Origin of the sequence: Gimesia sp. (genome assembly GCF_048260065.1) — a bacterium.
GTDB lineage: Bacteria > Planctomycetota > Planctomycetia > Planctomycetales > Planctomycetaceae > Gimesia.
The window spans coordinates 795,166-822,124 of the sequence record NZ_JBLXHC010000001.1 but is presented as its reverse complement, the minus strand read 5'-3'; the positions used below and the strand labels follow the sequence as shown (position 1 = coordinate 822,124).

The window sequence follows — 26,959 nt, the reverse complement described above, 5'->3', positions numbered from 1 at the left end:
GGACACAGGCAAAAAACTCAAAGGAGCATCTTAAACGTGCGATTTTTAAAATGGCTGAATCGATGCCTGGGCAAATCTCACCCTACTCCCAACCTTGAGTTTAACAGTCTAAGGCAGGACCGTAATGCGGACCTGGAACTGGTCCGGCTTGAAGATCGAATTGTGCTCAATGTCACTGCAGGAGTTGACGTTTCTACCGGTGTGCTTGAGCTGAATCTGACAGAGACAGACGATGAGGCAACCGTCTCTGTGGTCAATGGGGGCGATACTCTTCAGGTCGACGATGGCCAGGGAATGCCGGACAGTATTCTGCAGTTTGACCTGACACAGATCTCATCGATCCTGGTGACAGGGATAGACTCATCCCAGACGGTTCAGTTTCTGGGAGATGAGCCACTGGTCTTATCGGGTTCGGTCGATCTCACCGGATTTACCGGCGATGTGAATATTGGGATCCAACTGCAGGTCGATCCCGGTACGCCACCCCAGTTCAGCACGGAATCCACGGTAACATACCTGGGGCAATTTGAACTGATCGGAGATCAGTTAAATGTGATCCTGCCGAACCAGTTGAATTCCGTCGATGCTTTCGTGGTTCAGATTAATGGCTCGAACCTGGAAATCCTCGATCCTGACCAGACAACTCCCCTGCTCTTCTCGACATCAGCAGCAGGAGTCACTTCCATCCATCTCTTTGGCGCTGACGGTGAAACGGATCTGCTGACACTGGATTACAGCAACCAGGAACTGACCGATATCGCCATCATGTTCGAAGGGGGATCAGGCGGTAATGACGCCCTGGAATTCATTGGTGGAACCTTTGAAACAGTGACCCACAATCTGACCGGCGTCGGTTCCGGCAGCATTGATATCAGCGGGAACGGGGTTACCGAAATCACTTACTCTGGACTGGAACCCGTTTTTGGCGGAGACAGTACCGCCGACAACATTGTCATCAATCTCCCCGCCGGCACATTTGAGGCTGTTCTAGAAAACTCAGTCATTCCGGGTCATATGCAGATCCGCAGTTTATCGTCTGAGTTTGAACTGACTACGTTTGCAGTCCCTTCTGGTTCACTGACAATCAATACATCCGGTGGCAATTCAATCGTCACCCTGGATTCCTTTGACACAAACTTTGCCCCTGCTAATCTGATTCTCTCCGGCAACACTGGCGATACGTTCCAGTTGACTGCCAGTGACCTGCTGGCCGATACCGTTTCCCTGACACTCGCTGGTGGAGCGACTCTGGATCTGGACGACTATGATGAAACGGTCAATAACTTTATTCTCGAAGAAGGAACAGTCATCGCCTCCGGTGGTGTCCTGACGGCACAGTCAAACCTCGATCTCCGCTCAGGCACAGTCAGCGCACAGTTGAATGGAACAGACCTGGTTAAGAATGGTCCCGGAACTGTGATTCTGGATTATGTGAATACTTACACAGGCCAGACCATTATCAATGATGGGACACTGCAACTGGCACAGTCTTTTGTTATTCCCGAAACTTCAAGTGTGAGCCTTACCTCGGCTTCCAGTGTGCTTGATGTGAATGGCGTCCAACTGTCAATCATTTCTTTGGAGGGGACTGGCAGGGTTTTGCTGGGAGGAGCGGCAGGATTACTCAACATTTTCATACCCACATCCACTTCTGCAACCTATGCAGGAGATATTTCAGGTGACGGCAGTCTGATCAAACTGGAAGACGGTGAGTTGATTCTGTCCGGAACCAATTCGTACACGGGTTCTACTTACGTACAAAGCGGAACTTTAATCATTGATGGCTCCCTCACCACTTCGGAAGTGACTGTGGATTCAGGTGCAGTCCTTGGTGGTTCTGGCGTTATCAACGCCGATGTGACTGTTTACAGTGATGGAAGTTTTACCCCGGGATCGAGCCCTGGTGTCATCAGTACCAATTATCTGACACTGGAACCAGGGGCTTCATTGAATGTGGAAATCAATGGAGACACCGCCGGTTCAGAATACGATCAGGTACAGGTTACGGGCGAAGTCAACCTCACCGGCGCGAAGCTTAATATCTCCAGTGCATACACCGCTGCAGCCGGAACCGAATTTCTGCTGATTGAAAACGATGACGTCGATCCGGTTGTCGGTGAGTTTGTCGATCGTGCAGAAGGAACCCTGTTTACTTTCAACGGCAATCAGGTCTATATCTCCTACCAGGGGGGGGGTGGAAACGACGTGGTTCTGATTGTGAACAGCCCACCCGTTGCCGACGATCAGTCATTCTCCGTTGATGAAAACACCAGTTATACCACATCCGTCGGAACGATTGTCGCTTCCGATGTGAATCTGCCACCAGACAGTCTGACTTTCACTCTCACGGGGGGAAGCGGCCTGACCGCTTTTGACGTCAGTGCTACTGGTGAGATCACAGTCCTGGATCAGACACAACTTGACTACGAATCTGCGACCTCATACGACCTAGAAATTCTGGTCACCGACAGCGCGGGTGCCACCGATACTGCAACCATCACCATCAATCTGAATCCGCTGAACGACAATACTCCTGTGATTGCCAACCAGACTCGCAGCATTGATGAAAATTCTGCCAACGGCACCAGTGTCGGCGCTGTAATCGTAGCGACAGACGACGACCTGCCCGGTGACACACTCACATTTACGGAATCCGGTTTAAATGGATCAGCTGCATTTGACATCACTTCCAGCGGTCAAATTATCGTCGCAGACCAGAGCCTGTTGAACTTCGAAACCAACCCCACCTATACAATGGATGTGATCGTTAGTGATTCCGGCTCTACGGCAACAGCCACGATTACAATCAACCTGAACGATGTGGCGGAAACGCTGGTCGTTAATCCGGGTGACTGGTCTGCCGATGATATCACAATCGTCAGAGATGGCAGTCAGATTCGCATTCTGGAAACCGGGACTTCGAACGAAATTGTACCCTCCCACGCTTTCGATAAAATCACCGACATACAGATTATCGGAAACAGTAATGACAACATTCTGCGTATCGAATTGAGTGCTGCCGATATCGCCTCCATTGGTGGCATCATCTTTGATGGAGGCACAGGTACGAATACCATCGTGGCCCCCAATCAGGATAACGACTGGGTCATTGACGGCACAAATTCCGGCAGTCTGCTTTCCGGATCCGTTGTCTTCTCTAATGTGGAAAACTTGACGGGAAATAATGCCGCGGATACGTTCGTCATGCTGGATGGCGGGCAGATCGACGGAACCATTGCTGGTGGCATTGGTTTTGACACCATCGATTTTTCAGCGGTGACAGCAGCGGTGACGGTCAACCTCACTGATGGCAGCACCACCGGAATTAATCATGCGGCCGGAATCGAAAAAGGCATCGGCGATGGTTCACTCGACAAAATTATCGGCTATAGCGCCGGAACGACCTTCCTGATTGATGGCGTCAACCAGGGGAGCGTTGGGAGCATCGCGTTTGAAGCGTTCAGTCAACTGGTGGGATCTGCCGGAGTCGATACGTTCCAGTTCAGTGGAGCAGGACAGATTACCGGCAGTATCGATGGTCTGGCAGGAAATGACATCCTCGACTATTCGAGTTCCTCGTTCTCATTAGATCTGGTTCTGTCTGCATTGGGTTCCTCTAACGGGTTCTCCGGTTCAGAATCTGCCTCATTAACTTCGTTTGATAACATCAATTCGATTATCGGCAGTGCGAATACGGATACGCTGACAGGCATCAACGCGGCTGCTGACTGGTCAATCGATGGAACCAACGAATACACGTCGACGAACACCCTGAGCTTCGCAGGCTTCGAGAATCTCACCGGCGGCACCCAGGTCGATACTTTTGCGATCACGGGCAGTCAGACTCATAATCTGGCCGGTAATTCCGGGAATGATGTCTTCGCCTTTGCCGACGGAGCCGTACTGACAGGAACCATCGATGGTCAGGCTGGTTCAGATAAGTTGGACTTCTCACTCTATACTTCGTCCATCGATATTGCGTTGTCCATCCTGGGATCTTTTGACGGTCATCAGGGATCGGTGGCTTCCATCACGGGTGGATTTGATAACATCAATCAAGCCATCGCTGGATCAGGGGCGGCAGATCAGTTAACCGGTCGTGATGCAACCGCAACCTGGTCAATCGGAGTCAACAAGAATTATGGCAGTACGAATTCTTTTGGCTTCTCCAATTTTGAACAGCTACAGGGCGGCAGCGAATCTGACCTCTTTGTCATCTCAGGCAATCAGACTGTTGATATTAAAGCCGGCGCAGGGAACGACACACTGCAGTTCAGCAACAATAGTTCAAGTCTGACTGGAACATTTGATGGAGAGGACGGGACCGACCATCTGAACCTCGCCAGCTACTCCGCTGACCTGGACGTTACTCTATCTGCACTCGGCAGTGCCGACGGTTTTGACGGGACGGAACTGAATCAATCTGTCTCGTTTGCAAACATTGATCAAATCACTGGTGGATCGGGAACGAACTCCCTGACCGGTATCAACGACAATGCGACCTGGACCCTGACGGGAACCAATTCGTATCTAAGCTCGAACACACTGGATTTCAGCAACTTTACGAATCTGACCGGCGGAAGTCTGACGGATATCTTTAATGTCACTCCCGACGCGGAAGCCTACACAATCGCAGGCGGTGATCCCACAAGTACTCCATTCGGCGATCAACTTAATATCGATACCTCAACAGCTGGTACAGCCGTCGTTTCTTCCGATGGAAATGGCTCTGGTTCGGTTACGGGTAGTTTCCCCACAGTGACGTACAGTGAAATTGAAAACTTTGCGATTTCCGGCGAAGTGGATATTCAACTGGATGGCAGCACGAACAGTGACCAGATCGAAATCCTGGTCTCAGGTTCCAATATTGAATATTACAGTGGTGGAATTCTGATTGGGACAAGTTCTTTGACATCGACCAACATCATTAACTTCAATGGTGGAGACGGTGATGACAGCCTGACTGTCGATATCGCCCTGGCTGCAGAAGGCATCGTCATCTACTACGATGGCCAGTTGCAGACGACCAGTAATCCTGGCGATGTTTTGAATCTGACAGGATCTTCTTCATCCGTTGAATACTATTTCGTCGACAGCAGTTCCGGCAGTATTCAAGTCAATGGTTCAATGACCGATTTCATTATCTACAGCGGTCTCGAACCCATCACTTCCACCGTCACCACTACAAATGTCACATTAAATTATAGTGGTGTTGACGAAACAATCACCATTTCTGACGCAGGCGGCGGTCAGACGACAGTCGACTCGACAGCAGGCGAAATCATCACCTTTGCCAATCCCACGGGCACACTGACGATCAACACAGGTGCCGGCGAAGACACAATTGACCTCGATTCTCTGGCTGCCAACTTCACAGCCAACCTCATAATCAACGGCGAGGGAGATTCTGATACACTCAATGCAAACGGCAGCATTTCACTGAATACAGGTAAGAACCTGGAATTTAATGTAGAAGACATTAATGTCGATAACGGTATTACTCTGACCGCTTCATCCATCGCCTTCAATGCCACTTCGGTGGTTCTGGACGGTGACTTGATCTCCAACAACGTATCAGGTGATGCAGCAACTGTCGAGATTTTAGGCGCCTCTGGTGGTGTTGACCTGCAGGATGCTGTCGATATCGCCGGCGCAGGCGGGATCATCAATATCGCTGACGGCACCTACCTGACGAATGGAACTCTGGAGATTGACGAATCGGTTTCCCTGCTGGGAGCCGGGAAAGATGTTGTAGAAATTCGTAAAACGGGAGCCCCCACCGGAACATACGACGTCGCAGTGAATATCTCTGCGGATAATGTTACGATCTCAGGGGCGCAGCTGGGCTGGGAAACTCACACGTCTACCACAGACTATCGTGGATATGTCGTTTACACTTCCGCTGACTATACAACTTTGACTAATCTGCTGTTCGGCGATAACTACCGCAGTGCCGTCGTCTTTGAAGGTGCGGATTACCTTGAAGTTTCGGATTCGATTTTTGAAGGTATCTACGGGCGTGCTGCCATCCGGGATGGAAACAGCGGCAGCGGCGAAAACTTTCTGATCACTCGCAACGAATTTCGTGAAGATCATTTCCGCTGGGGACCCATCTCGATTGGTCCACAGGGTACTTTTGGTGATCCGTATAACAACCCTTTCAGTGGAGTTATTTCATACAACTATTTTGGTAATGGACTGATCGCGGGTGACTTCCAGGAAGCCGGAGATCAGAACTACACACTGACAATTACCAATGGTGGTATGACCGCCGATGGTATCGATATTGTCCATAACACCTTTGACTGGCAGGACTCTGCGGTCACCAACAGTAACGGTATTTATGCACAGCCCGGGGGCATTTATTTTGACCCATCCATTGCGGTTGCTGCGAATACGGTCAACATTACCGATAACATTTTTAATGGCTTCACCTACGATGGGCCTCAGCCAACAACCGACCCGCTCTGGAATCCAACAGGTGGCGTCTTTGGTGGTGCACTCGAATTTGACGGCGTTGATGATTTTGGACTGTTTCAGGATATCACCTTTGATGTAGGGGAAGCAGGAACCCTCAGCTTCTGGGTCAATATGGATGACCAGGGACGTCGCAATCAGTTCTTTGAAGGTCCCAACAATGGTGGTATGGAATTCCAGTACCGTACCAACGGTGGAGGTCAGTTCTTCGGAAGCCCTAACCGCAACGACGGCAACGGGAACACCTACGTCATTCAAAATGGCGGTGCCGGAGGAATAACGGGAGTCTGGCAGAATATCCAGTACACCTGGGACTTTAATGGGACATCCGGCCCTGAAATGCACCTGTATATTAATGGCACCGAGGTCGGCTACCTGAGTGGAACCTATGATGCCGATCTCAGCCAGTGGACAGCCACCGTCAGTACCGTCAATGAACTGATGAACGTCGGTCGTGACCCGGGTGACAGCAGCCGCTTCTTTGACGGCATGATGGATGATGTTGTCTGGTTCAACGAAGCATTAAACCAGACTGATCTAGATACAATCCGTACCAGCATCAATGGTGCCGCGGCATTAGCTGGTGACAGTCGCATGGTTGCACACTGGGATTTCGACCAGTCTTCCGGCAATATTGCCATTGATAATGTCAGTGGAATTGAAATGCTGATTTCCACCAATGGGATTGTCCCCTTTGGTCCGGAATTCAAACCGGGAGAGGGGCAATTTGGTGGGGCTCTGGAATTCGACGGTATCGATGATTTCGCTACCTTCCAGGACGTGACCTTTGATGTTGGTTACCAGGGTACGCTCAACTTCTGGGTCAAAATGGATGATACAGGAAGACGGAACCAGCTCTTCGAAGGTCCCGAAAATGGTGGGATGGAATTCCAGTATCGTACTAATTCCGGCGGGCAGTTCTACGGCCGTACACAGGATGGCTCCGATTTCACAATCCAGGCAGGTGGACAAGCCGGCGTCGAAGGCGTATGGACGAATATCCAATACACGTGGGATGCCGATACCGGCGAAATGCACATTTATATTAATGGAGTTGAGAACCCTTATCTTTCCGGCTACGACGAAAACCTGGCTGGCTTTGATATGACTCACTTCACCGATACCATCAACGGTTTAATGAATGTCGGACGAGATCCTGGCGATCCTTCGCGTGCATTTGACGGTCTGATGGATGATATCGGCTGGTTTAACGACGTTTTGTCAGAAACAGAACGTCTTGATATTATGAACAACAGCATTGGAGGCTCTGCTCTAAATGGTGATTCACGTCTGGTTGCTTACTGGAATCTGGATGATGCCGCCGGTACCACGATTGCAGCTGGAAATGGTGGCACGACGATTCAGCTCTACATTCAGGCCGAACCTCCCCTGCCCCCCATCCAGGGATTTGGTGTATTAGCCCCCCTGAATGCGAACGTAACTTACAACACGTTTAATGGGAACGACCTGGACTCCAACGTTACCCTGGATTCTACCAATACGTTCGGCGATCCCCTGTTTGCTTATGCCAATGATCCCAACTATGTTCCTACTGACTCGCTGGAAACTCAGTTTACCATCGGCTTTGGATCTGCCGCAGCCTATGGTTCTTCGGAATTTGCTGCAGACACAAACACAACCACACCACATATTGGAGCGTACCAGAATCCGCCGACACTTTATCCGGGAGTATATGGAACCGGCGATATCGTTATTTATGGAACGGGCGAAGATGATCTGCTCGAACTCACTTTCACGAGTGAAAATGAAGCAACCTTTGTACTGACACGCGATGTCACGGGAACACCCGCTGTTCAAGCTACGGTCACGCTGACAGGCATTACCTCAATCACCTTTTATGGTCTGGATGGAGACGATGTCTTCATCATCAACCAGCCTGACAATGGATTCGCAAATCCTTCAGGCGGCATCTTCTTTCATGGTGGCTCACAAAATAACGACGGCAATTACCTGACCAGTCCCACAGGCGGAGACGCTTTAGTACTTAATCATGACGTTCCACTGGAAGCGGATTCGGTCTCCTACGTCTTCACGCCTGATGCCGTCCCCTCAGAGGGGGATGATGGTGTCATCACAATTATGTTTAACAGCCTGCTCCCCAGCGATGGTTCCACCACAATCACATTCACCGGGCTGGAACCGATTCTAGACAATCTGTCGGTTGCAAATCGCGAGTATGACTTCACTGACGCTGCCGAAACCATTTCTCTCTCAGACGATATAGGTCTGGTCGATCACTATTCTTTTATTGATTCCGATGCCAGTGAATCCGTTCTGTTCCTGAACCCCACCAACTCGATCACGATTCGTACCAACAGTGGCAGTGCCGCTCCAGGTGCAGATACAATCCTGATCACAACACTCGACAGTTTTTTCACTGCCAACCTGACGATTCAGGGAGACAGCGATGACAGTGTCACTTTTCAGGGACCCACTCCCATTTTACTGGGAGACGTGCTTATTGATGCTGGAAACGTTGACATTCAGACGGAAGTGATCGCGACTTCCGTCGAAGTCAGCACTTCAGGAACGTCCGACAGTACGTTCACAGGTGGGACGATCACGACTACAGGTTCCCAGTTATACAATGATGCCGTCCACTTTCTGACCGACACGACATTAACAAGCATAGACGGATATAAGATCGAATTCGTGTCAACAGTCGACGGCAGTATCAACCTGATGATTAACACCACGGGTGACACGATCTTTGGTGGTGCTGTCGGTGATATTCTACCCCTCACCACATTGACGACCAACCTGGGAGGGACCACATACCTCAATGGTGAAATTTTCAATACGACCGGAACTCAGGTTTATTACGACGATGTTATCCTGGGAGCAAATACTGTTCTGACGAGTACAGGAACAGGAGACATTATCTTCGACCGGACTCTGAACGGGCACTACACACTCCTGATCAATACGAATAATGACACGACCTTTAACGGCACTGTCGGAAACGATGCTCCCCTTGCCAGCCTGACGACCAATGCCGGTGGTGTTACCAATATCAACGGCGGCAGTATTGATACCACTGGCAGTCAGACCTTTTATGATGAAGTTCTGCTGGGTGCCGATACACGTCTGGAGAGTTCCGACACTGGTGATATCACCTTTGATTACTTTTTAGATGGAGCTTTTAATCTCGTCATCAATACAGCTGGCAGTACAAATTTTGAAGATATCGTAGGTAATACTACTCCTCTTGCCAGTCTGACAACGAATGCCGGCGGAACGACCAATATCAATGGCGGCGGTATCGTCAATACGACCGGATCACAAACCTATCATGACGATGTAGTGCTGGTAGTTTCGACAGTCTTCACTTCGGATACGTCAGGGGATATCACATATAATGCTTCCGTCACAGGTGGTGCGGGCATTACGGTGGACATCAGTTCGACCAATGACATCAACATCAATGGTGCGTTCACGATGGACGAGTATATTTCTGCCACAGCCGGGAATGACATCCTGATCACCGCTCTGGTCTCCAGTACGAATGGCACCATCACGTTCCTGGCCGACAATGATATCCATCTGACTTCTACAGGCAGCATTGTCGCCCAATCCAGCAGCCTGATTACGCTGACCGCAGATAAAGACAATACAAGTGCAGGCGCGATTACACTCGACTCTGGAAGTTCTATCCAGTCTCAGGGTGGCCAGATTCTGATGTCCGCATACGGTGATGTCGCTCTGTCATCCATCACAACTACGGGTGGTCTGGTTGATATCACGTCCACAGCCGGAGGCATCACAGACAATGACAGTACGGGCGTCGATAATGTTACCGCCAGTCAGTTGATCATGAACTCAAACCTGAGTATCGGGCAGCTTTTAGAAGCGATTGACACTTCCGTGTCATTCCTTGAAGCCGATGCGGGAACCGGCGGTCTGTTCCTTGACAATACCGGCAATCTGACAATCGGGGGAATCAGTTCCCAGGTCGGACTGGACGCGGACGCCAGCATCATCGTCAACGTCACGGGTACACTGGACATCACGGAAGATTCGCAATCATCAGCTGAATCAGTCACCTTCCATGCATCTGATACCCTGACGGTCGATGACATGACGACCGTCGCGACCTTCAGTGCGGGTGTGTTATTGTTGACGTCAACACGCAATATCAGACTCAACTCTGACAGTAAGCTAGAGACTGTCGATGGGGGCATCACGCTGCAGGCCAATTCCACCGGAATGACAACAGGAGATTTTACGGGGATTGAAGCTGAATCTGCCAGTATTACTACTTCAGGATCCGGTAGCATCAACCTGACTGGCTTTGGTGGGCTGGATGCTGGTACCAGTAATCATTACGGCGTACATCTGCATTCGGGAACGACAGTCAGTTCTACGAATCAGTTAAGCACAGCAGGGGCAATCAACATCAATGGCACTGGTGGGACGGGAATCGACCAGAACACTGGTGTTTTAATTGAGGATCTCGGAACCACAGTCAAATCTGCTGTCGGAACGATTGAGATCACGGGGAATGCCAGTTCCGGTGTTGGATTCCTGCTGGTAGACCAGGCGGAGATCATTGCCACTGATGATTCAGGCGTCAATCATGCAGACATCATCATCAACGGGATAACAACGGCCGACCAGGCCGGCGTTGAGATCAACAGTATCATTCAATCGACCGACGGGTTCATCACGATAACCGGAGCTTCCACCGGTGCAGGAATCGCCTCCGAGGGAGTTTTAATTCAGACGTCCGGCGGTCAGGTGAATTCCACAAATGGAAAAATCACGATCGACGGAACTTCAACTGGTGATGACGGCATTCAGATCTCTGACAGTGCCAAGATCTCAGTTTCCGGATCAGGTGATATTGAACTTCGAGGTAATTCGACCGGAACGGGTAACGGCATTGATCTGGATACCACTATTGAAAGCAATACAGGGCTTGTGACGCTGACCGCTGAAGACGACATTCTCTTTGGCGAGAATGCATCGATTGTTTCCATTTCAGGCACAGTGACTTTGACCGCTGATAATGCGGCTGGTAACAATGGAAATGGCATTGCCATGACCGACCAGTCTCTGATCAATGCCGGCTCCGGCGGCATCATTCTGAATGCGGATGGCAACGTGTTACTGGCTGGATTAACTACGACAGGCACCGTGAATATTGAGTCCTACTCTGCTTCGATTCTGGACAATGGAGATTTTCACACAGACATCACAGCCTCCACTGCAATTCTCAATGCGGTAACAGGTATTGGAACCGGCAATCCACTGGAAACCACCATCGGTACCCTTTCTGCTAAGGTATCTGACACTGGTAGTCTGTTAATTGACAACAGCATTGCCATTGAATTACTGGACCTGTCTACTTTTGACGGTGAGATCATCATTAACGCGACAGCCACCATCACGGCGACTTCTGTCGAATCAACCAATAACTCAGGAAACGACGACAATGACATCACACTGACCGCGACAGGCAGCAGCAGTGACATACGCGTCACCACAATCACAGCTGCCGGCAATGCAGACGTTATATTAACCGCTGATGACGGAATTCTTGATACTGCCACTGACGGGAACCGCATTACTGCAGACGATCTGCAGTTAACCTCCAGCAGTGCAGATCTGACAGCAGATGGAATTGAAGTCGATACCGACGTCAACAGTATCACCGCAGAAGTGAAGACCAATGCGGGAGGCATCCACATCGATGAAGTGGATGGTGTCACTTTAACTCAGCTCACCACTTTTGATGGATTTATTACTGTTAATGCAGGTGGGACGATCTATGCGATCAATGTGAATTCAAACAATAAAACGGTGGTCAATCCTGATAACGGAATTACGCTGACAGCAACAGGAACTGACAGCGACATTATCGTCACTACCTTGAATGCGGTTAATACGGCAACTGCACAGAACACGGCCGATATCACACTCAATTCCGGCCGCGATGTTCTGGACTCAGACAGCAGCGACACAAACTGGACCACGGGAGACCTGTTAACAATCACTGCTGGCGGCAAAATCGGTGGTATTACCAATGTCTTTACCGATGCCAATCTGGATCCACTGCAGACTTCAGTCAATCAGATGGATCTCACCAGTAATGCGCTCATTGACCCGCAGATTGCGATTCATAACTTCAATACATCACCGGACCTGATCAATCTGGACGCAGGTCATTTAACCGCGGGAACCACTTACCTGAAAGTAACCGGTGGAGCCATCGATGCCTCTACGACGTCCGGTATCGACAACCTGGATGATACAATCTCATTCGTCTCCGATGTATCCATCACAGTACCAACCGGTTTGCAAACCGGAAACCTGCGACTGGATGCACCTGATATTATTGACGCCAATAGTGGTGATATTGATATCAATGCTGTGGACACAATTTTATTCCAGTCGCAGTCAGCGGAAACCGTTACGATCACAGCCCAGAAATTTGACGGCACAACAACCGGCGACGAATTGATCATCAGCAATGACTCCTCTGCCCTGGAACTGGTGGATGTCAATTCCGATTCCATTGCGCTGCTCGGCGGAACCGACACCGATGTTTCTCTCACATCTGTCGGCAGTATCACCATTTCAAATCTGGTCCAGACACAGGGAACAGGCACTCTACTCCTGAAAACCACTGATACTGGCGCAGATCTAATCCTTAATGCGAACATCCAGAGCGGGACAGGCTTTGTCACTATTGAAACGGCAAATGATATCATATTCAACGACACAACAAGCCTGACCAGTACATCAGGCAGCGTCTCCCTGACCGCCGATAAAGACGCTGTTGCGGGTGGTGGTATCACAATGAACAATGGAACGTTCATCAATGCCGGCGTTGGTACAGTCAGTCTGGATGCAACTGACGACATAAAATTGAGCCAGATCCAGACCTTAAATGCGACAGCTTCTGCAATTTACATCGAAACAGATTCCAGCCTGTTGGACTCGGGTGATGATTTGGGAGAAGATCTGATCGCCAATGAATCCGGCGCTCTGGTTACTATTGTTGCTACCCAGGGAGTTGGTATAGAAGCAGATTCCAACAAGCATATTGAAACGAACGTGGACCAGATCAATATCGTCAACGCGACTGCAGGCGAAATTCAGATCAGGGAAACTAATGAACTGATTGTGCATAATATCCGTCAAACGACATCCGGAGATATCAGAATCTTTACCGGGGGCGATGTCACCCTCACCGGATTTATCGAAACGGTATCGAATGATGTACTCATCGATTCGCAAGCTGCCATTATTGATCAGAATGACGGGCTACCTGACCCGCTCAACATCCATGCATCCAGCCTCGATCTCAACGCAGCGACAGGAATCGGCACGGGCGACACTCTCGAATTCAGTGCTGAAACGTTTTCTGCAGACACAACAACGGGCGATATCCTGCTGCATAACACGGCATTTACTTCTGCCGCGGCATCAAGCCTTTCGACAGCTGAGGGAAATATCGAACTGGAACAGGTCGGAAATGAATCGCTGACCATTGGCTCCGCATCCACCCTCAAGGGAAATATCATCATTTCCAATACCGGTAATGAACATGCAGATCTATTGACACTGACATCGGTTGAAGCCGGTGGAACCACTCCGGAAATCACAATTTCAACTGTTGGATTTGGAAATATTCTGCTCGGGTCCGTCGGTGGGCCAAACGGGGTCATTGCGATCACCTCGGCGGGAGAAATCAATGACGTGGTTGACGATCAGGGTTCTCCTGAAATCGATATCGATGCTGTCGGTGGATCAATCACACTGCAGGCCGAAAACGGAATTGGTAATAATGCCCCCGTTGAAATATCCGGTGGAACTCTCTCCGTCAACACGACAACCGGTAACATTAACCTGAATAATACCTCTTCGACCGACACCGGCGATGTCAGCTTTACCCGCCTGACCACTGGTAATGGAACCATTGATTTCCAGCAATCGGGAGGCAGAGATACAACATTCGAAGAAGTCTCAACGACCGATTCCGCAATTACAATCATCGGTGACGGATCGATGCTCTTCGAAAATCCGGGAGTTCTGACAAATGTGGTCGCAACGAATGGATCGGGCACCATCGAGATTACCGCGACTGGTCTTAATTCCTCAATCCAAGTCAACGATGGTTTCAGTACAAGTGGTGGTACCATTGACCTGACAGCACAAAACAGTTTGAACTTCGGCGCAGAAGGCGATATCAGTTCATCCAATGGTCAGATCACATTACTGGCAGATTCGGCCAGTCTGGGAGCAGGCGGCGGTGGCATCAGTATGTCTGACGGTACTGTTTTTGATGCGGGAACCGGTATTCTGGATTTGCAGGCCGGCGACGATATCAATGTCGGTCAACTGATGACAACCACATTCACCCGGCTGACAAGCACGGATGGGGGTATCACCGATTCGGGCGATACCGGCGGCAGAGACATTATTTCTGAACAGCTTGTATTCAGAACAGCAAACGGCACCGGTTCGACAGATTCCATTGAGACCGCCGTTTCATTACTGGCCGGAGTTAATACTGATGCAGGCAGCGTGCAGATCAATAACAGCACGGGAGGCGGGTTATTAACCATTGGTACCGTGGATGGTGTTGCAGGGATCACCAACTCAGCCGATACAGCGGGTGATATCATCATTTCAAACGCAAGTCCGCTGACCGTTGATTCGCCCGTCATCAACAATTCCGGTGGAAACATTGATCTGGAATCAACAGGTCCAGGCGACTTAACACTGAATGCATCTGTCCGCGCATCCGGTGGAAATGGAAACATCAATGTTGAGGCGGGTGATGGCATCCTGGATATCAACGACACAGGCACCCCCTCTGATTACAGTGTGGCAGGCACAGGGATCTTTTCCGGCCATGGCTCCAGTGGAGTCTCAATTGATTCCAACACGACTCTGAATTCACAAACGGGTGCGATCGCAGGCTTGCCTCCTGACTTGCGGAATATCCTGACGCCACAGATTCTGCCAACAGGTGTGGGAACGGTAACGGGTGATTTCGGAAGATTCTCAGAACAGAATTTCTTCATCACCATCGACTGGGGTGATGGGACGGTTGAAACCTTCAACTTCGATAACCCCGGCTCATTTGAGTTCCAGCATACTTACGCCGGAAACCCGGATCCACAAAACCCGGCAGCAGACATCCCGATTATCGTCACAATGCAAGGCGATCAGCAATTTACGTTCTCTGATGGAAATGGAACTCTGGATTTCACTATCGAAACCGGTTTACTGGAAACCCCTGGTGAGGGTCTGGCTACCGTTGCCATTGACACCACTCCCCAGGTGCCACAACTGGTCTTCCCGCAACAGGAAATCATTCTCGATTCGACATCGAATTTCCAGAGTATCTTCACAAACAAAGAATCACAGTTGCTGGACTCGGCAATTAACGAAGCAAATAAAAACGCAGAACGCCTCGTCTTTTTGAGAATTCTGGCACCCAATGGCGATGTCATCGAAGATGTACCACTCCAGGAATCGGATCTGGACAACCTGCCGAAATTGTTCAAAACACTGCCAGACGGACGCTACCAGATCTATCTGAAAGAGGCGGGAGAAGAACGAGTTCGTCTGCTGATGGATGTCGACATCCGTAACGGTAAAGCCAGTGATGTTACAGAGGAGCAGTCTGCACCTCCCACAGAATCGGATTCCGGTAACGACGCCAGTCAGCAGAAAACAAGTCAATTGAGTACGGAAGACTCGCTTTCGGAATCACTGCGTCAGATTGAAGAGCTGGTAACGGTCATCCTTGCTGACAGTGGACTCTCTGATTTCATACACGACTGGTTCCCCTCTGAAGCGACATTCCTGGAAGGCGCAGCTGAATTTCCACGGCTGGATTCTGGCGATGCTTTGAAGGAATTCAACAAATTCGACACACGTGGTGATCAGCAGCAGTCAATTACCAGCGAGCAGGCCTGGAGTAGTGCCGCTCTCCTCTCTGGCTATTATCATGGAAAATCATTATTGAAAAAACCGGCAACGATTGAAGAACGAGAAACAGCACTCGAGAAGTACAGTAACCGTCTACTCAATCGCCATTACAATATCTATCGTAATAATCCCTGATGTCAGCGTTTGCTGAGATCGTTCCTGTTATAAATAAAGCAGATATCCGACCACAGTCATCATTCTCAATTAGTAAAGAGAGCAACGTTACACTCGAAACCGGCTGTAACGTTAAAATGCGGGTAACATTATGAATGACAATCCAGACAAAAAAGAAGAAAACGAAGAATCGTCTGATGAGCTGAATGCGCAAAATGGCCAGACTCAATCTGATTCCGAATTTGATTCTGATGACCGCAACAGCGAAATTGATCAGACAATCATTTCCGATCAATGGGATTCCGAAACAATCTCCAGTGATACATTTGACACGGCAGATTCCGAAGAGCTTTTCCAGACCAGCGATGCCGCTGAGTCGGAACAGGATACTTTCGAAGACCTGCCTTCAAATGACCAGACAATCGCCGAAAGCAGTCTCGAGGATGATATTTATGCGACGGTCGTTGATCCTGAATCAATGGACCTTGATCAGACCATGGAGTCGGATGAACAAGGCAACTGGGCGGGGATGCAGACGATTAACGAAAACCCCGATGAACAGCCGGAAGACAGAAATGACCAGACTTTGATTCTGGATGAATCCGTTCAGAATTCCGATATCGGTGCTACTTTTGTGGAAGACGGAAACTCGCGATCCGATATTGAAGCCACTCTGGTCTCTGATGACGTCCCTCCTGAGCTGATGGCAACGATGAATTCTGCCTGGGGTGATGACATGGCAACGATGGCAGATCGTCCGGACATGACGATCAAAGCCCCCGATCTACCAGGAGAACTGATTTCCAATCAGACTTCACTGGTCATCAAAAAACGTGAGTTCAGTGATACCACAAACTCAGAATTCAATGATAATGCAGAATACGAACTGCTGGAAATCCTCGGTCAGGGGGGGATGGGGGTTGTCTATACCGCACGACAGACTTCCATCGATAGACAGGTCGCTGTCAAAATGCTGAAAAGCAAGACCGCGCAAAGTAGTGAGCAACGTCATAAGTTTCTTGCAGAAGCTGTGGTCACTGGAGAACTCGACCACCCGAATATTGTTCCCATTTATGATGTGGGCAGCAATAATACAGGCGCGCTGTTCTACTCAATGAAAAAAGTCGAAGGACGTCCCTGGCTCAAAACGATCCGTAAAAACACACTGGGAGAGAACCTCAACATTCTGATGAAAGTCGCCGATGCGGTCGCTTTCGCCCATTCCCGCAGTGTCGTCCACCGCGACCTGAAACCCGAAAATGTCATGCTGGGGGAATTTGGTGAAGTACTGGTCATGGACTGGGGCCTGGCACAGTCGACATCCGGATTTCGTAAATCCAGCAGCATCATCACCACATCCAGTATGGGGGGAACCCCAGCTTACATGGCGCCGGAAATGGCAACGGGGCCTGTTGATAAAATATCGCCTCTCTCGGATGTCTACCTGCTGGGCGCCATTCTGTACGAAATTCTGACGGGTCGTCCGCCTCATACAGGCAAGACCGCCATGAAATGCCTGATGGCAGCCGCGAAGAATAAAATTGTTCCGACCGAGAAAAAAGGCGAGCTCGTCGACATCGCCATGAAAGCAATGGCGCTGCGCCCACAGGATCGATACTCCAGTGTGCAGGCCTTCCAGCAGGCAATCCTGGCTTATCAGTCCCATTCGGAAAGTATCTCACTGGCAACTCGTGCTGAATCCGATTTGAACAAAGCCATCGAGACGGAAAATTACGAACTGTTTTCCCGTGCTCTGTTTGGATTTCAGGAAGCTCTTTCGCTCTGGCCGGAAAACAGTACAGCGAGTGCGGGAGCGGAAAAAGCAACACTCAGCTACGCAGGTCTGGCCTACGGCAAAGGCGACTATGACCTGGGACTCTCGCTTTTAAATTCAGAAACCCCGGCACACCAGGAACTGATCGAAAAAATCCGCGCCGCGCAAACCGAACGTGATGCCCGTCAGCAGCGTCTTCGTGCTGCAAAACGTGTATTCGTGGGCATGTTGGCAACCGTGCTGTTTGTCGTCACCGGAGCCTTCTTCTGGATCCGCGCCGAGGCCAATCGCGCACTCGAGGCAGAAAAAGTCGCAGAGACAGAACGTGATACTGCAGTCCAGGAGCGGAAAAAAGCAGATGAAGCCCGCGCCCAGGAGGAAGTTGAACGTAAAAAAGCGATCGCAGCTCGTGATGAAGCGAGAGAATCCGAACAAAAAGCCATTGAAGCGCAACATCAGGAAGCAGTCGCGCTTTTGAAATCGCAAAAATCTGAGAAAAAAGCGATTGAGCAGAAAGAGATTGCGGAAGAAGCTAAGAAACAGGAGGAATACGAAGCCTATATCGCCCGTATCGGTCTGGCAGCTGCGAAAATCGATGAAAATGCATTTGAAAGCGCAGTGGAATTACTCAACCAGTGCCCGGAAAATCTGCGCAACTGGGAGTGGGGGCGTTTAATGCATCTCTGCTCGCAAAGCAGTCGCACGTTCGATGCCCAGGCTCCCATTGACGCGCTGGCGATTTCCAAAGATGGTTCGCAGTTTGCGACGGGGGGTAAAGATGGCGTTGCCCGCCTCTGGGACCGTACGACGGGACGAGTTCTCGCAACCTTCGATCACCAGAAACATCCGGTTCTCGCTATCGCCATCAGCCCTGACGGAAAAACTCTGGCAACCGGCAGTGAAGACCCGAGCGGCTTTATCAAGCTCTGGAATCTGGAATCTCATGCACCGATTCCGACTCAATTCAAGGACGCTTCAAAAACAACGCCTTTTGACCGGGGACACACAGAAGGTGTTCTGAGCATTTCGTTTTCGAAAGACGGTAAACGGCTTTTGACCAGTTCCTATGACAAGACAGCCCGACTCTGGGATGTGAAATCAGGCGATCAGCTGAAGCGTTACTGGGGACACAACTGGTGGGTCTGGGATGCCAGCTTCTCCACAGATGAACGACGAATTGTCACAGCCAGTCAGGATGGAACGGCGGTCATCTGGAATACGGAAACCGGAGAAAAAGGAGCCCCCTTCACCGGTCATCAGGGCCCGGTCTATTCAGCGCACTTCTCGCCCGATGAAGAAAGCACACATGTAGTTACCAGCGGTTACGATCGCCGCATTCTCTTATGGCGACCGGAAGATATCGTCCCTTACGATTTTTCAAAACTGGTCTCCGGAAAAGAAAACGAACCACCAGCATATGTCGCCTTTGAAGGTCATCAGGAGAGCGTCCAGTCTGCGGAATTCACCAAGGATGGAAAGATGCTGATCTCGGCCAGCCATGACAATACCGTCAAACTCTGGGATATCGAGACGACGAAAGCTTTGAAAACGTTTCGTGGCCATGACAGCTGGGTTCAGGCTGCCATGATCCTCAATGATGGAAAGTGGATTCTCTCTGCCAGCCACGATGCCCAGCTGAAATTGTGGAACATCGCGAACTATGCCGAAATCCGCACTCTCAAGGGACGTGTTCTGGCTCAACACGTCGACGCTATTCTGGATGTCTCATTCTCACACGATGGAAAACAGCTGGTCACCGCCAGTCGCGATAAAACAGCCATTTCCTGGGACGTATCTACCGGAAAGCCCAACAAAGAATTTACGGAAGGGCACGCATTCCTGGCTTCAAGTGCTGTCTTCCTGCCTGACGGCAAACGACTTGCCACGGCAGCCGTTGATAACTCGGTTCGCATCTGGGATATCCAGACCGGAACCGAACACGAACGCTTTGAACATACCGGACGCAGTGCCGCGATTGCAGTTTCATTTGATTCCAAACTGCTGGTAACAGGCAGCGATGAAAAAACGGTTCGGATCTGGGACATCGCGACAGGAAAACTGCTCAAAGAACTGAGCGGCCATCATTCTGAAGTCAGTGCAGTCGACATTTCACCCGACAAAAAATATTGCGTCAGTGGCGATGCACGCGGGCATTGTATGCTGTGGGATATTGAAACGGGTAAATTATTACATAAGTTGACCGGGCATACGCGACGCATCACAGCAATCGCTTTTTTACCAGACGGAAAAACCGTACTTTCTGCCAGTGGTGATAACACCGTGGGGAGTTGGGATGTAGCGACGGGCAAAGAAAATCAGGGCAAAATCCTGAAACATCCCGACGCCATTCTCTCCATGGCTGTTTTTGATCAGGGTAAACAGGCCGTGACGAGTTGTGCTGATGGACTGGTACGAGTCTGGGATCTTACGACAACGGAAGTGACTCGAACCATTCAGCCTGTGAATGGCTTGATCAACTCTGTCAGTGTTTCACAGGATAATAAACGACTCTTGACCGCCAATGTGCAACAACGTGTCATTCAAGTCTGGGCTCTGGAAAACGGAGCCGAACTGCGAATTCCCGGAAAGAACGGCCAACTGAAACCGTTTCTGGATTTTCGTTCCAAAGGTGGCATGCTGTGGACTGCGATCTTTTCACCTTACCACAATTCGATTCTGACGGTTGGCGGGCGCGATGCGCGACTCTGGAACGATGTAACCGCCCAGCAGATCATGGCGTTTCACCCGCACGGTGTTGTGGCATCCGCTGCATTTTCACCAGACGGAAAATGGCTGGTGACAGGCAGCTGGGATAACTCTGCAAAAATCTGGAATACCCAGACAGGCCAGGCTGAAAAGAAACTGGAACAGAAACATAACGGTTACGTCAACACGGTCCGCTATTCCCCGGATGGAAAACGGATTCTCACCTCAAGCGATGATGGTACATCCAAAATCTGGGATGCCGAAAGCGGCGCCATACTGATGAGTCTGGAACAACCGGAAACGCATGTGAAAAGTGCCATCTTCTCACCTGATGGATCACAAATCGTAACCGCTTGCAGTGACAAAACTCTGGTGATGTGGGATGCTGGAACTGGTAAAAAACTGAAAACATTCAAAGGACACGAATGGCCGGTTCGGGAAGTCGCTTACTCTCATGATGGCAAACGACTGATTTCAGGGTCGGAAGATAATACCGCGATTATCTGGGATATCGAGACCGGAAAGAAAACCGTTCTCGCCGGTCATACGGCTCCCGTGGCATCGGTTGTCTTCTCACCTGATGACAGCCGCGCCTTTACCGCCAGTGACGATGGTACAGCCAAGCTCTGGGATACGGTTTCCGGAAAAGAAATCCTGACACTCAGCAGCCATGCACAGGGAGTCACATCGGTTGATTTCTCGCCGAATGGACGTTTTGTGGCGACAGGCAGCCAGGATGGTCAGGCGATTTTATGGCTCACCGTTGACTGGAAGAACAAAGCCCCTCAGGTTGTGCAGTTAAACCGCTAATTAAAAGTGAAAGTGGCCGTGCACGCCATAGTGTGGTCGAACATAGCGGGGTCGCGGACGAGGCCGTACAAACACAACAGAGGGTGAAGTGACAACCGTCGGTGCCTGCTGGACCACCACAGGCTGTGGGGAGCTCACATAGTTGTGTTGCTGCATGAATTCGATCAGTTGGTCACTGAGCCCCTGCTGCTTGAGCATGATGATTGTCTGGGGGCTCAAATCAAAGGCACCACCTCGACTGCGAATGGCTCCCATGATCACAGAGTCACTCACACCGTTGTGAGCCATCTGCAGTACATCGCCGTTATGAATGGCAGCCCGGGCGACGCGTTCATGATTTGCCTGGGCAATGGCCGCATCCCGTTCTTCCCGGGCGTCTTCAGCATTCCCAATCAGACTCCCTGCCAGTCCACCGGTGGCGGCACCAATCAGAGCACCTGCGCCGGCGTTACCAGATGAATTCCCGATAATGGCACCGGTGATGGCACCAATTCCAGCACCATGAGCGGCCCCTGCTTCGGTATGATTCATCGAAGCACAACCAACCTGAGAGACCAGTCCCAGAACCAGCAGGGCAACCCCTGATTTACGTGACAGACAGTTCATTTGTGTGAATCCTTCCACCCTTCACTTGCACTTTTTACAATCCTGATGCACTCGAAATTGTAAGAGAGACCATCAGGATGGCTCTCTCTAAATATATCGGGATTGCAGACCTGCATTATCAGAAATTTTAATTGTTGTATAGACTATTTTTAAAACCGGTTTCCGGAGCTGCCGCAGCGGTTGTCTGTAAGCTGTTATTTAATGATATTTTACCAGTTTAATTGCTTAAAAATTCTCAAAATTCCAGCTTGAGGACTGCGTATAATACCGTCGAGTTACCGGTAAAATGTCAGTACAGAAAACAATGATTCTGACAGGTAACCAAAGAAAGCAATTTATATTCCATGAAAGACAGAATTCAATGCGTGCCACCAGTTCTGACCCTGTGACGATGGTCGTGACAGCTCACCCCGCTCCCGGAAATCAAAAGGAATGGGAAGAAACTCTGACGAATACGATACAGGCTTCGCTCAAATTTCCCGGCCACATGGGAACCACAGTTCTGAAACAGGAATCCACCCGAAAACCGACCTACCAGATTGTTCTGCGGTTTGATCAACTGGAGAACCTGGAAAACTGGAAGAGTTCACCGGAACGTGAATACTGGATTTCCCGGCTGCATGCTCTGGAACATTGTCCCCCCGCGATTACTCATAATACAGGTCTGGAAACCTGGTTTGAACTGACGCATCACGACGATCACCAGCAGGTCGAGCCGCCTCCCAAGTATAAAATTGCAGTCATTGTGTGGATTGCCGTTTATGTCTCGATCATTCCCATCATCAACCTCATTCGCCCCTATATGACGGAACTGCATTTTCTGCTTTCTGCTGCGATTACCACTTCTATCACAGTTCCTCTGATGACATGGGTCATGATTCCATTGCTGAGTTGGCTCCTGAAAGGCTGGCTTTATCCCGGCTCAAATCAATCCGTGACAAAGCATGACTGACCTGTTTCTGCTTCATCAGCCAGATCACTCTGCTCTTCTCACCTGATACAAAGAATAAATCACAGCACATGCGTCCCAATTATTTTTCCTGCCAGTCGTAAGTCCCCAGACGTTCCACAGCCGGCAAATGCTCCTTCAGGATAAATCGGGGCCGTTCATGCGAATTGATGTAAGCCGCGATGTCCAGCGCATCCTGCTCTGAGAGATTCGTATCATCGGGAGGCATCGCCACCTTCAGCCAGGCAGCCAGCTTGTCATTATGGCTCAAACCCGCTCCCGTATTAAATGATTTCTCTCCCCAGACAGGAGGCCCCTCTTCGGTTCCCGTCCCCTCATCTCCATGACAGTCGGCACACTGATTCACATATAAAGTCGCACCGCGTTGTACGTTTGCCAGTTCAGGCTTGATTTTAAGAGGTCTGACATGATTAGGCCCCAGTGGTTTTTCATGATTCATCCGGATAGCATTCCCGGACGAGAGCCAGGTGATATACGCGGTAATCGCAGTCGACACTTTACTCCCCAGAGGAGGCCGCATTCCATTTTGACTGCGCATGAAACAGTTCAACACGCGGTCTTCCAGGGTTATCACCCGTTTTTCACGGGGAGACCAGGCGGGATAGGCAGTCGCAATTCCCAGGAAAGTGGCAGCGCGTGGATCAGTGCCTGCCTTCAGATGACAGGAACTGCAGGTCAGCGAATTGCCGACATAGTCTTTCGAGAGTGGATGCACGTTTGTCTGTTCGACAATTTCTTTTCCGAGCTTGACAATCTCCCCCAGTTCAGAGGGAGGGTATTCAGCAGGAACTTTGTACTGGTCACCGATTGTATCTGGAGTTTCTGCCGCCAAAGTAGACAGCAGATAACATCCCGTCAAAAGAAAGAAGAAAGCAATTCCCCTGAAATAACGCATGACAATCTCACCTTGTGCAATCCCGAAATTCATCACCGAAACGCAATTCGAACAGCTTCCGCATCCGGCATACTTCAGAAGGGATTATAAACAGAGCGAAATTCATGATCTGTAAGAAATAATACAAACCGTTATTTTAATAAAGGGACATACGCATATCCGTCTGTCTGCAGATTTACCAGCGATGTCAATGCAGAGACCGAGACATCAGCAAACACGACTACTTCTTCCGGCTGGCCTCCCTTGCCGATCAGTGATTGGCCACAAACATAAATCTCAACTCCCGCCTCATGCAGTTCGTGCAGACAATCCAGGTTGGGATTACTTTCTGTTTTGAAACGCTGTGCATAGACATCATCGTTCAGTACGCACAGAGTCGCATCTCCATGGAGAACGACGGCGATTTGAACTGACGCAGGTGCTTTACCGGCCCCCTGATAAATATTGACATAGCGCGCCAGTTTCTCAATCGAAGGATTCAACTGGTCTGCGTCTCCCCCCTTGGTCAGATCAACACAGATTTTACTCTCAGGCCGTGGTTGCTGGGCAGCATCAGGTAACTGTACCACTTTTCCATACTGCTGAATGACCGGATGAAGGTATTCCCTTTGCTTCACCTCATTCCTGGTCGTGGGAACAGGATGATTTTTCATTGCTTCAGGAAATCCGCGTTTTACAAATTCGGAAACAGTTTTCGCATGTTCTTTGATCAGTTTCGCAACATAGGGATTTTCAGAAGTCTCCTGAACACGAACCCCATTGGGGGTATTCTCAGTCACCATTTTGATTTGCCCGGCGTGTTTGAACAATTCTGCAAACAACGGATCCCGCATCCGGATTGGCTGCTGTTTTTCAATCCGTTCTTTCATCCAGTAGACATGTTCTCTGATTTTCGCAGCGACCTGGGGATCCCCCGATTCCGTTAATGTCTGGACGCCGTTGGGCAGTTCTTGTACTTCCCGTTTGATTTTCTGATGATTGGCCAGCAGATAGCGAAAGTCGGCATGATCGCGGTCATGCCCCTGGCCCTGCCCGTGCCCTTGCCCAGGCCCCCCTTTTCCTCGACCGTGGCCACGACCTCCTGGTCCGCCCTGAGCCAGAGCAGCACCAGCGACCACACAGATCAGAATCACGAGCATTCCATTTCGCAGAATTGATGTCTTCATTCTTTTTTTTCCTACTTAATTATCAGTTCTTGTATCAGCGCCAGTTTCAGCTAACTCTTTAAACGCGTCCTTTGAGCATGCCCCGCCAGTACAGTACCGGCAGCAGATATTTCTTCAGCAGCCACATACTCCAGCGTTCTTTTGCCTGGTTGAAAGGAAATGTTTCGTCGGGAAGTTTGTCATAATCGAACTCTGCCAGAACCAGTTTTCCATACCCCGTCACCAGTGGACAGGATGTGTAACCGTTATACTTCGCAGTCATAGGTTTCCCCGCGATCAGCGTACTCAGGTTTTTACTGACAATGGGGGCCTGCTTGCGAATGGCCGCTGCCGTTTTTGAGGTTGGCAGATTACTGCTGTCTCCCAGTGCAAAGACATTAGGGAAACGCACATGCTGCAGCGTGTGTTTATCAACGTCGACCCAGCCTTTCTCATCAGCGAGTGGACTGTGTGCAATAAACTCTGGCGGCCCCATGGGAGGGGTCACATGGATCATGTCATAGCTGACGGAGGTCTCTTCTCCTGTTTCCATATCCTGGAAGATTGCTTCCTTCGTATCAGCAGAAATCGCAACCAGACTCTGATTGAACCGGGTCTCAATATTCTTGCGCTGGGCAACCTGTTCCAGAACTTTCCGATATTTCTCGACAGCAAACAGACTGCCGGTTCCTGAGACAAAGATCATTTTTGTCTTGTCTCTCACCCCGTGCTGACGAAAATAGTCATCTGCCAGGTAACAGATCTTCTGAGGAGCACCGCCACATTTAATTCCGGTGACTGGCTGCGTAAATATCGCGGTCCCGCCTTTGAAATGACTGATATTGTCCCAGGTACTTCCCACCGATTCGAAGGAATAATTACTGCAGACTCCTCCGTGTCCCAGACTTTCTTTCAATCCTTTCACATCATCCCATTTAATCTGAATTCCGGCACAGACGACAAGATAATCGTACTGGATTGTTCTTCCATCACGAGTTTTCAGTCGGTTCTGTTGTGGTTCAAATTGAATAACCGCATCGCGAATCCATTTCGCTTTGCGCGGAATCACGGATGCTTCGTCACGCCGTGTTTTTTCCCTGCGAAAAGCGCCCCCACCTACGAGTGTCCAGGCCGGTTGATAATAGTGACTGTCCGAAGGGTCTACGATGACCACATCGAGTTGATTCGCCCAACCCCGTGTGAGTTGGGCGGCAACGGTAATTCCCGCCGTCCCCCCACCGACAATCACAATCTGATGGTGAATCACCTGATCAGAGTCATGCTTTGTCTGATCAGGTTTCTGGCAGTTTTCACTGATATTGGAAATCATTTTTTATTCTCCGCTAGCCTGTTTCCAGGTTTACTGTAGCGTCTCCAAGGCTAATTGGGGCCAGTATATTAGGTTGAAACACGCTATGGTTAAATGTGACGCGATCTAGTTATCGAGTTGAAACGGGAACGGTCATCGCAGCGGTCCGTCTTCGACTGATTTT

At 50.0% G+C, this 26,959-nt stretch carries 7 protein-coding genes; 3 read left to right on the top strand and 4 right to left on the bottom strand.

Going from position 1 to position 26,959, the window contains the following annotated elements:
- Positions 1–36: 36 nt before the first annotated feature.
- Positions 37–16,581 (top strand): LamG-like jellyroll fold domain-containing protein, encoded by a 16,545-nt coding sequence (locus ACN0YN_RS02820; protein ID WP_417383461.1) that lies wholly within the window; start codon positions 37–39, stop codon positions 16,579–16,581.
- Positions 16,582–16,711: 130 nt separating this feature from the next.
- Positions 16,712–21,850: a protein kinase domain-containing protein gene (locus ACN0YN_RS02815; RefSeq protein WP_417383460.1), complete on the top strand. Its 5,139-nt coding sequence runs from the start codon at positions 16,712–16,714 to the stop codon at positions 21,848–21,850.
- Here the strand turns inward: ACN0YN_RS02815 and ACN0YN_RS02810 are convergent, their stop codons facing one another.
- On the bottom strand, positions 21,851–22,456 hold the full coding sequence (locus ACN0YN_RS02810) for a glycine zipper domain-containing protein (RefSeq protein WP_417383459.1): 606 nt from the start codon (positions 22,454–22,456) through the stop codon (positions 21,851–21,853). It abuts the gene before it with no gap.
- A gap of 361 nt (positions 22,457–22,817) precedes the next feature.
- On the opposite strand from ACN0YN_RS02810, the gene ACN0YN_RS02805 reads away from it, so the two are divergent.
- Positions 22,818–23,408, top strand: a complete 591-nt coding sequence (locus tag ACN0YN_RS02805) for an antibiotic biosynthesis monooxygenase (RefSeq protein ID WP_417383458.1) — start codon at positions 22,818–22,820, stop codon at positions 23,406–23,408.
- Between the two features lie 79 nt (positions 23,409–23,487).
- Here ACN0YN_RS02805 and ACN0YN_RS02800 read toward each other — a convergent pair whose 3' ends face one another.
- The 3 genes from ACN0YN_RS02800 to ACN0YN_RS02790 all read right to left on the bottom strand — a co-directional run bounded on the left by ACN0YN_RS02800 (position 23,488) and on the right by ACN0YN_RS02790 (position 26,796).
- Positions 23,488–24,321 carry a c-type cytochrome gene (locus ACN0YN_RS02800; protein ID WP_417383457.1) on the bottom strand — a complete coding sequence of 278 codons (834 nt, stop codon included), beginning with the start codon at positions 24,319–24,321 and terminating at the stop codon, positions 23,488–23,490.
- Between the two features lie 131 nt (positions 24,322–24,452).
- Positions 24,453–25,487, bottom strand: a complete 1,035-nt coding sequence (locus ACN0YN_RS02795; RefSeq protein WP_417383456.1) for a DsrE family protein — start codon at positions 25,485–25,487, stop codon at positions 24,453–24,455.
- 58 nt (positions 25,488–25,545) lie between these two features.
- Positions 25,546–26,796 (bottom strand): FAD/NAD(P)-binding oxidoreductase, encoded by a 1,251-nt coding sequence (locus ACN0YN_RS02790; protein WP_417383455.1) that lies wholly within the window; start codon positions 26,794–26,796, stop codon positions 25,546–25,548.
- Between the last annotated feature and the right edge of the window lie 163 nt (positions 26,797–26,959).

What these genes read in the sequence shown, in the direction of transcription:
- ACN0YN_RS02815 (WP_417383460.1), top strand. Translation starts at nt 16,712, where the DNA reads ATGAATGACAATCCAGACAAAAAAGAAGAAAACGAAGAATCGTCTGAT.
- ACN0YN_RS02810 (WP_417383459.1), bottom strand. Translation starts at nt 22,456, where the DNA reads ATGAACTGTCTGTCACGTAAATCAGGGGTTGCCCTGCTGGTTCTGGGA.
- ACN0YN_RS02805 (WP_417383458.1), top strand. Translation starts at nt 22,818, where the DNA reads ATGCGTGCCACCAGTTCTGACCCTGTGACGATGGTCGTGACAGCTCAC.
- ACN0YN_RS02800 (WP_417383457.1), bottom strand. Translation starts at nt 24,321, where the DNA reads ATGCGTTATTTCAGGGGAATTGCTTTCTTCTTTCTTTTGACGGGATGT.
- ACN0YN_RS02795 (WP_417383456.1), bottom strand. Translation starts at nt 25,487, where the DNA reads ATGAAGACATCAATTCTGCGAAATGGAATGCTCGTGATTCTGATCTGT.
- ACN0YN_RS02790 (WP_417383455.1), bottom strand. Translation starts at nt 26,796, where the DNA reads ATGATTTCCAATATCAGTGAAAACTGCCAGAAACCTGATCAGACAAAG.